This is a genomic window from uncultured Turicibacter sp. (genome assembly GCF_938044715.1).
Lineage (GTDB): Bacteria > Bacillota_I > Bacilli_A > MOL361 > Turicibacteraceae > Turicibacter > Turicibacter sanguinis.
Genome location: NZ_CALIOS010000105.1, coordinates 1 through 6,043, shown reverse-complemented (window position 1 = coordinate 6,043; position 6,043 = coordinate 1). Strand labels below are relative to the sequence as shown.

At 34.8% G+C, this 6,043-nt stretch carries 9 protein-coding genes and 1 pseudogene; 9 read left to right on the top strand and 1 reads right to left on the bottom strand.

The features are described from left to right. Positions 1-619: pseudogene (locus QWC74_RS10330) on the top strand (NAD(+) synthase); the annotation flags it as partial. Positions 620-647: 28 nt separating this feature from the next. On the opposite strand, the gene sigK reads toward QWC74_RS10330, so the two are convergent. Further along, complete coding sequence (gene sigK, locus QWC74_RS10325) at positions 648-1,337, bottom strand: RNA polymerase sporulation sigma factor SigK (protein WP_006783355.1); 690 nt, start codon at positions 1,335-1,337, stop codon at positions 648-650. Positions 1,338-1,494: 157 nt separating this feature from the next. Here sigK and QWC74_RS10320 point away from each other — a divergent pair, with 157 nt between their 5' ends. The 8 genes from QWC74_RS10320 to QWC74_RS14840 all read left to right on the top strand — a co-directional run. Next, complete coding sequence (locus tag QWC74_RS10320) at positions 1,495-2,019, top strand: YqeG family HAD IIIA-type phosphatase (protein WP_006783356.1); 525 nt, start codon at positions 1,495-1,497, stop codon at positions 2,017-2,019. 10 nt (positions 2,020-2,029) lie between these two features. Then, complete coding sequence (yqeH, locus tag QWC74_RS10315) at positions 2,030-3,139, top strand: ribosome biogenesis GTPase YqeH (RefSeq protein WP_006783357.1); 1,110 nt, start codon at positions 2,030-2,032, stop codon at positions 3,137-3,139. Between the two features lie 16 nt (positions 3,140-3,155). Next, complete coding sequence (aroE, locus tag QWC74_RS10310) at positions 3,156-3,944, top strand: shikimate dehydrogenase (RefSeq protein WP_006783358.1); 789 nt, start codon at positions 3,156-3,158, stop codon at positions 3,942-3,944. Then, a complete protein-coding gene (gene yhbY / locus QWC74_RS10305; protein WP_006783359.1) occupies positions 3,931-4,224 on the top strand; it encodes a ribosome assembly RNA-binding protein YhbY in 294 nt (97 codons plus the stop codon). Before aroE ends, yhbY begins: the two co-directional genes overlap by 14 nt. A gap of 9 nt (positions 4,225-4,233) precedes the next feature. After that, positions 4,234-4,788 carry a bis(5'-nucleosyl)-tetraphosphatase (symmetrical) YqeK gene (yqeK, locus tag QWC74_RS10300; RefSeq protein WP_006783360.1) on the top strand — a complete coding sequence of 185 codons (555 nt, stop codon included), beginning with the start codon at positions 4,234-4,236 and terminating at the stop codon, positions 4,786-4,788. A 14-nt stretch (positions 4,789-4,802) separates the two neighbouring features. Beyond that, complete coding sequence (gene rsfS / locus QWC74_RS10295) at positions 4,803-5,147, top strand: ribosome silencing factor (protein ID WP_006783361.1); 345 nt, start codon at positions 4,803-4,805, stop codon at positions 5,145-5,147. Further along, positions 5,147-5,872 (top strand): class I SAM-dependent methyltransferase, encoded by a 726-nt coding sequence (locus tag QWC74_RS10290; RefSeq protein WP_288994012.1) that lies wholly within the window; start codon positions 5,147-5,149, stop codon positions 5,870-5,872. The genes rsfS and QWC74_RS10290 overlap by 1 nt, the downstream gene beginning before the upstream one ends. 13 nt (positions 5,873-5,885) lie before the next feature. Continuing rightward, positions 5,886-6,043 (top strand): Hsp33 family molecular chaperone HslO (locus QWC74_RS14840; RefSeq protein WP_353888920.1); only part of this gene is annotated, 158 nt, incomplete at its 3' end.

The window sequence follows — 6,043 nt, the reverse complement described above, 5'->3', positions numbered from 1 at the left end:
CGATATTACGTATGAAAATGCTCAAGCAAGGGAACGTACGAATATTTTAATGAATTTAGCAAATAAAATGAACGGATTAGTATTAGGAACGGGTAATATGTCTGAATTAGCACTTGGTTGGTGCACGTATAATGGCGATCACATGTCGATGTATGCTATTAATGCGGGTGTTCCAAAAACATTAGTCAAGTTCATGGTGAAACAGTTTATGTTACTTGAAAGTGCTACGTTAACAAACAATGCTGAAGATGCAGAGTTATTACAATATACATTAGCAGATATTTTAGATACACCCATTTCACCAGAGTTATTAAATACGGAGCAAAATACCGAAGAAATTATTGGAAAATATGAAATTCACGATTTTATTTTATACCATATGTTAAACAATGGAGATACAGAGGATCGTATTTTTGATTTAATGAAAATCGCGTTTAAAGATGATTTTGATGAGGAAAAATTATTAGAATATCTACAAATTTTCTATCGTCGTTTCTACTCTCAACAATTTAAACGTTCAGCCTTACCAGATGGACCAAAAGTTTTAGATATTTCATTATCGCCACGTACTGATTGGCGTATGCCATCAGATGCGGAGTATCGCCGTCGTTTATCATAAAAAAAGGGGGGATCATCCCTCCTTTTTATTAATTTTTGATAAATTCCCGATAGAGCTTCATTAACGCTCGTTTTTCAATTCGAGAGACGTAACTTCTTGAAATTCCATAGGATTTCGCGATTTCTTGTTGAGTTTCTTCCTCATGATTTTCAAGTCCGAAACGTCTCACGATAATGTCTCGTTCACGTTGGGTTAATGATTTTAAGTTTTTTTCAATTTTTTCGAACGCTAATTGCTGAATGATGATATCGTTTAAGTCTTTATTTTCATCTTTGACGACATCAATCAGACAAATTTCATTTCCTTCTTTATCATATCCAATGGGATCGTATAATGAGACATCATTGCGCATCTTTTTGGTAGAACGAAAGAGCATTAAGATTTCATTATCGATACATCTTGCAGCATAGGTGGCCAGTTTAGTTCCTTTATCAGGTGAAAAAGAGTCAATTGCTTTGATTAGACCGATGGTTCCAATAGAAATTAAATCTTCTTTGTCATCCGTTTGGTTTTGATATTTTTTTACGATATGAGCCACGAGTCTTAAGTTGTGTTCAATTAATTTTTCTCGTGCATTCTTGTCTCCGTTAGCCATTAAGGTTAAGTAGTGCTCTTCTTCTTCAGCAGATAGAGGATTAGGAAACGCTTGATTGCTAATTGATCCCATAAGTGGAATCAAGTTGGAAAATAATGAGACAATAAATTGAAGTAAAAACATAGGCATAATCCTCCTAATCAGGTAATCTTAGTAGATTATATGCACAAGTTCGTGTCGATAGACTTAAAACAATCGTGAATTTATGATAAAATTAAATGAATACGTCAAATTTTGAATGTCTGATTCAATTAATCATCATGAGAAAGGGGAGTAATCGATGTTAAAACATTTCGTAGCGGATGAATATGTTAAAAGTGTTTTTGAAGTTGATTTACATAAATTAAAACAACAAGGAAAAAAAGTCATTTTAACAGATTTAGATAATACATTAGTCGGAACCAATGTGGCGTTACCGACACCAGAAATTATTACCTTTTTAAACCAGGCTAAGGAATTAGGGTTTGAAGTGATTATTGTGTCTAATAATAATCAAGAACGTGTGTCCACATTTGCAAAAGATTTATCGATTGTCGCACATCACAAATCACTAAAACCTTTAACGATTAAATTACGTCGTGTTTTAAAAAATCATCAAAAATCTGAGGTGGTGATGATGGGTGATCAACTCATGACGGATGTCTTAGTCTCTAAACGATTAGGTCTTTATACGATATTAGTAGAACCCATTGTCTTATCAGCCGATGAGAGCAGCACCAAGTTCAATCGAAAACTAGAGCGCTATGTTGTGAGCCAATTAAAAAAGCGTAACTTACCAATTCCAACGTATTTAGATAAGCAGTAGGAGGAACATCATGGAAGAATTAAAATGTATTGGATGTGGGGCAACGATTCAAACTGAAAATCCAAAAGAAATTGGATATACGCCAGCCTCAAGTATTTCAAAAATGGAAAATGAAATTATTTATTGTCAACGTTGTTTTAAATTAAAACACTATAATGAAGTGCAAGATGTCGCCTTAACAAGTGATGATTTCCTAAAAATCCTACAACGTGTTGGAGAGACAGATGCTTTAGTAATCAATATCGTGGATATTTTTGATTTTTCAGGAAGTATGGTAGCAGGGTTAAGCCGTCATATTAATGGAAATGATATTTTATTAGTTGGTAATAAAGTTGATTTACTTCCTAAATCAGTAAATAAAACGAAATTAAACCATTGGATGCGTCGTTCATTAAAAGAATATGGATTAAAACCTTTAGATGTGGCATTAGTCAGTGCCGGTAAAGGGTTTGGAATTGATGAATTAATGGAAATGATTGAAAAGTATCGTAAAGGACGTGACGTGTATATTGTAGGATGTACGAATGTTGGAAAATCAACGTTAGTCAATCGTATCATCAAACGTTTCACAGAGGAGCGTGAAGATATTATTACAACGTCTCACTTCCCAGGAACAACGCTTGATATTATCGAAATTCCATTAGATGATTGTTCAGCTATTGTCGATACACCAGGGATTATTAATGAACATCAGTTAGCCCATTATGTGACACCGAAAGTTTTAAAAGAAATCACACCTAAAAAAGAAATTAAAGCCGGTGTTTATCAGTTAAATGCAGAGCAAACGTTATTCGTAGGTGGATTGGCTCGTATGGATTTTGTGAAAGGAGAACGCACATCATTTGTGACTCACTTTGCTAATCAATTACACATTCACCGCACCAAACTTGAAAAAGCAGATCACCTTTGGGCAACTCAGGCAGGGGCCGTGTTAAAGCCTGTCGCGATGGATAATGATCAACTAATGGAGATGGAAAAACATACGTTCCATATCGGTCATGAAAAAACGGATTTAGTGATTTCAGGACTGGGATGGTTCACACTATCAGGAACAGGGCAAGATATTAATATTTATGCGCCAAAAGGTGTTGGAGTGATGATTCGCCCTTCTTTAATTTAAAGGAGGTGGACGTTCGTTGAAAAGATTCGCTGTGATTGGAAATCCCATTGTGCATAGTTTGTCACCTTGTATGCACCGAGCTAATTTTTTAGCATTGGGCATTGAGGCAAGCTATGAGTTGAAGCAAGTGCTTAATTTAGAAAAAGAAATGAAGGATTTAAAGCAGTTAGACGGCTTTAATGTGACCCTTCCATATAAACAGATGATTATTCCATTTTTAGATGATGTTGATCCCATTGCCAAAGCGATTGGAGCCGTTAATACGGTTAAAAATGTGAATGGGAAGTTAATGGGATATAATACGGACGTGGATGGATTTTTTGAATCTTTTCAAGGTTTAAACGTTAAACTTGACGCGTCTATTTTAATTCTTGGAGCAGGTGGGGCGGCCCGCGCCGTGTATTTTGCATTGATCAAAAATGGTTATCAAAATATTACCATTGCGAATCGAACACTTGACAAAGCAAAGGATATATGTGACAATTCAATTTCTTTAGTACAAGCAGGTGAGCAGTTAGAATCGTACCAATGTATCATCAATACGACATCTGTTGGATTAATCGAAGGTGAATGCCCGATTGATTTAAAGAATTTAAATTCGAATCATGTCGTGATGGATTTAATATATAAACCAAAGTTGACAACCTTACTAAAGCGTGCAAAAGAATTAAATTGTCGCTATGAATTTGGGTTAGACATGTTATTGATTCAAGGCGCAAAAGCCTTTGAGATTTGGTTTAATCAAGAAGCCAATCGCACGATGATGAAGCAGCAATTAGAGGTGGAACTATATGTTAACAGGTAAACAAAAAAGTTATTTAAAAGGATTATCACACAACATGCAGCCGATTATTCAAATCGGAAAAAATGGTGTCAATGAAATGTTAGTTAAAACGATTGAAGATGCACTAGAGGCGCGTGAATTAATTAAGATTTCAGTGTTACAAAACTGTTTAGAAGAACCTAAGACAATGGCAATCGATATTGCCGATGTTTTAGAGGCAGAAGTCGTTCAAGTGATTGGACGCACGATTATTTTATACAAACAATCTCGCAAGAAAAAACAAATCGTATTACCTAAATAAGGAGATGCTATGGAACAATTGAAGTCTTTCGTTAAACAGCAAATGCCAGCTAAACGTTATCAACATACGCTTGGTGTATGTGAGAGTAGTGTCGAGTTGGCAAAGCGTTTTAATGCGGATGTGCAAAAGGCACAAACGGCCGCTTTATTGCATGATATTGCAAAGTATTTATCAAATGAAATCTTGGAGCAAAAGTTAATTCAGGCACATGAAACAGATTATTTAGCCTATTCTCCGCTCGTGTGGCATGCACCGGTAGGAGCTATTGTCGCTAAAGAAGCGTGTCAAATTGAAGATGAAGAGATTTTAAATGCAATCAAGTATCATACAACAGGAAAAGCAGCAATGACGGATCTTGAGAAAATTGTCTTTTTAGCAGATTATATTGAACCGGGGCGTACGCAACCGGGGGTTGAGGTCATTCGAGACCTTGCCACTAAAAATTTAGATCAGGCAGTCGCTAAGACTTTATCGGATACAGTCGCCTACTTAAGTTCAAAAAATCAAGGAGCGATTCATCCTGATACTTTGGCTGCTTATGATTATTATCGTAATTTTTTATAATGGAGTTGATTTATTTGGAAAACTTAACAACAATCGTTAAAGCTTTAGACGCAAAACACGCAGAAGATATCGTTGTATTAGATATGCAACAATTTTCACCCATTTATGATTACATGGTGATTACAACAGCTAAAAATGATCGTTTAGCAGCGGGAATTTTACGCGAATTAAAAGATTTAGAAGCAGAAACTGGACTTGAATTAAAACGTATTGAAGGTGCCCATGCTGCACAATGGATTTTAGCCGATTTTGGACGTGTTATTGTTCATGTGTTTACACCTGAAACGCGTCTTGAATATAACTTAGAAAAATTATGGAGAGATGTTCCTCGCCTTGACGTTGAAGGGATGTTAGCATAATGGCTTACGAGGCTTTTTCTTATTATTATGATATCTTAATGCAAGATGTTCCGTATAGTAAATGGATGGCCAAAACGAAGCAGTACCTTCCACAAGGCTCAAGTATTTTAGATGTTGGGTGTGGAACGGGAACCATTTCAATTCTTTTAGCAAAAGAAGGATATGATGTCACAGGTATTGATTTATCAGAAGATATGTTAAGAGAAGCTTTTGATAAATTTAAAGAAGCGAGAATAAAAGGAAAAATAATTTGCCAAGATATGACAGAACTTTCTCTTAATAAAGAGTTTGACTTAATAACATCTGTATTAGATTCTACAAATTATATAACAGATTTAAATGATCTTCAAAATTACTTTAATGGAGTATATAATCATTTAAAGTCAAATGGATTATTTATATTTGATGTTAATTCATATTACAAATTATCTGAAATATTAGGAAACAATATATATACATATAGCGAAGAAGAGGTTTTTTATACTTGGGAAAATGTTTTTGAAGATAGCTTACTTTCTATGTTCTTAACCTTCTTTGTTAAAAAAGGAGATCTTTATGAAAGATTTGAGGAAGAGCATCTTGAAAGAGCATATACTGAAAAAGAGTTAGAACAAGAACTGAAGAAAGCGAATTTAGAGGTTATTGCCAAGTTTGATGGATATACTGAAAATTATGTACAAGCAAATACTGAAAGAATAGTATATGTAATAAGAAAAAAGCAATAGTTGGAGGAAAAATATGAGCGATAAAATTATTAGAGCAGTTGCAAAAAATGGAATGGTAAGAATAATAGCCGGAATTACTACAGAATTAGTTGAGGATGCTAGAGTAATACATGAATGTACTCCAGTTGCAGCAGCATCTCTTGGAAGAATGTTAACGGCTGGAGCTCTTTT